Below are 2,073 nucleotides of genomic sequence, written 5' to 3' on the forward strand. Positions count from 1 at the left end.
ACTAACGCAAAACCTCACCATTAAAATACGCTTTGAGAACTTCGCATGTTTTGAAGCAATCGAGCTTTATCTATTTTCAGAAAAGATCTTGATCGAAAAATCTGAGTTACGTAATCGAGATTACGAAGCCATAAAATCGCATTTTATAAGATGTACAAGTAATTGAGGAGGCAACGGTGGATTTATATACATGTTGTGATAAGAAGGTGTTAAACTAATGATAAAAAATTTACTGATTTCTTCGATAATTGTCTTTTTACTTGTTTGGATCATAGTTTGGTATTATGGACATATCATAGCAACGGGTTATCAATCTAGTGAGACACTAAATACTTCGTTTGTTCAATATTTCATATTGATATTCACTGCTTCAGTGTTGATATTGGATATGAATAATCCCATAAAAATGAAATTTAAATACACATTTTGGATGACCTTGATCAGTTTTTATATTTCACTCAACTTATTTAGTAAACTGCATGTTATTAAAATGATCACAGGCTAATGATATGAATAATGTGAAGTTTGTACTATTTATCATCGTGAGTATGGGGTTTGTCGGTATTGTAGTTGACGATGTGAAGGACGGAATCCCTATTACGTTTTTAGTCTTACAGACCATAGCTATTTTTGTTGCTGCCTACCTGGATAAGCAGAGAGAAAATGATGATAGATGGATATATGCTGCCGGTCTTGGGTATGTTGTTGTGACGTTAGTATTTATCGTTGGGAATTACCTGTTGCAATAATGACATTGTTTGGAAATATATAGACCCAGTGTTCAGCACATCTAGTTTTTAAGCCTTCCAGAATTATTACGAATAAAATAATATAGGTTGTAAATTTGTTTTATCCAAGCCAATCCAGTAGGGAGAAAGTGTGAAAGTTGAAAAAATTTTAAAGGCAGAAATGCTGTTGATGTGGTCATATATGGCGCCTTACATCGCAGTGAATGTCGGTTACCTTTCTAATGCGGTCTAGATGGGGTACGGCAATCTAGGAATCAGGTACTTCCAATATTCGCTCTATTTGCTGTTGTTACTGCCACCTATCGTGGGTTTTGGCATACGGTTTTTTCCAAAAGAGATGCAGCAGGTACTGTGTAAAGGCGAAAGATATTTGGACGTGACAGATAAGTTTTTACAACGTATTATCTACTGGAACTTTTTCCTGCTTCCCGGCTATTTGGTGTACATAATCATCGTGAACATCTACCCGCTTGTTGAGATGCCGGTCATGCCGGTAGTCAATGCGTTCTTCGTAGCATTGATGACAATAGGTTTGGGGTATTTTATGAAGCTCGTTTATGCGCATAGAGCATATCGATATCGATATATTTGGTGTAAAAAGTGGCGAAAATGAGAAAAACATATACTATACAAGAAGTGATTGAAAGAGAAAAGACCGCGAATCAAAACCAGAAAAAAACTGACCAACATCATGAAGATACATCTAAACCGAGAAAAAAAAGAACTTCATTTGTTGTGCCGATAACCGCTATGTTACTGGGTCTCTTGATTTTCGTGACACCTTTTTATTTGCTTTTCGCCAAGCTCGGTCAGGGGAGTAGTCAGTGTGACCTCGGGAAAGAATATTTTATTGTTACCGACGGTGGATTAGAGGGGTGGACTGTTTGGGGAAAGGTGTCTCGAGAAGATAATCTGACGACCTTAGTCATAGAGAAAACTGTCAGGATGATCGGAGCCAACGACAAATACATTGTCGGAAAGAGAGAAAAAGGCACTTCTATAAATAACGATATGAGTAGGATACGTGTTCAACCATACGGATACTTCATCATCAACAAAGATACTGATGAAATATTGATGGGACTAACGGAAGAAGAGGCCAGGGTGAAATTTGCCGATGTGAATATCAGCATGGACCTACTCGAAAAAACATCAAGGCTTTATCACTGGAAAGGTGAACAGCCCACTCAAAATCAATAATGGAATTGGTGTCTAAAATGAAAAATCTCTATATAAAAACAAAACAAAAAAACAGATACAGGCTAATGCCCCTCTGGTCTCTTCTCTTTTTATTGCCGTTAGTGTTGGGCAATTCGAGTTTAAC

At 37.0% G+C, this 2,073-nt stretch carries 3 protein-coding genes; all 3 read left to right on the forward strand.

The features are described from left to right. Window positions 1–509: 509 nt before the first annotated feature. The 3 genes from ABYK33_RS15585 (at window position 510) to ABYK33_RS15595 (ending at window position 1,949) form a co-directional block, all read left to right on the forward strand. Window positions 510–749, forward strand: a complete 240-nt coding sequence (locus ABYK33_RS15585) for a hypothetical protein (protein ID WP_373034240.1) — start codon at window positions 510–512, stop codon at window positions 747–749. A gap of 232 nt (window positions 750–981) precedes the next feature. After that, window positions 982–1,362, forward strand: coding sequence for a hypothetical protein (locus ABYK33_RS15590; protein ID WP_373034241.1), 381 nt, complete (start codon window positions 982–984; stop codon window positions 1,360–1,362). Next, entirely contained in the window at window positions 1,359–1,949 is a 591-nt protein-coding gene (locus ABYK33_RS15595) for a hypothetical protein (protein WP_373034242.1), read from the forward strand. Before ABYK33_RS15590 ends, ABYK33_RS15595 begins: the two co-directional genes overlap by 4 nt. The last annotated feature ends 124 nt before the right edge of the window (window positions 1,950–2,073 follow it).

Origin of the sequence: Sulfurovum sp. (assembly GCF_041562805.1) — a bacterium.
Lineage (GTDB): Bacteria > Campylobacterota > Campylobacteria > Campylobacterales > Sulfurovaceae > Sulfurovum.

What these genes read in the sequence shown, in the direction of transcription:
- ABYK33_RS15595 (WP_373034242.1), top strand. Translation starts at nt 1,359, where the DNA reads ATGAGAAAAACATATACTATACAAGAAGTGATTGAAAGAGAAAAGACC.
- ABYK33_RS15585 (WP_373034240.1), top strand. Translation starts at nt 510, where the DNA reads ATGAATAATGTGAAGTTTGTACTATTTATCATCGTGAGTATGGGGTTT.
- ABYK33_RS15590 (WP_373034241.1), top strand. Translation starts at nt 982, where the DNA reads ATGGGGTACGGCAATCTAGGAATCAGGTACTTCCAATATTCGCTCTAT.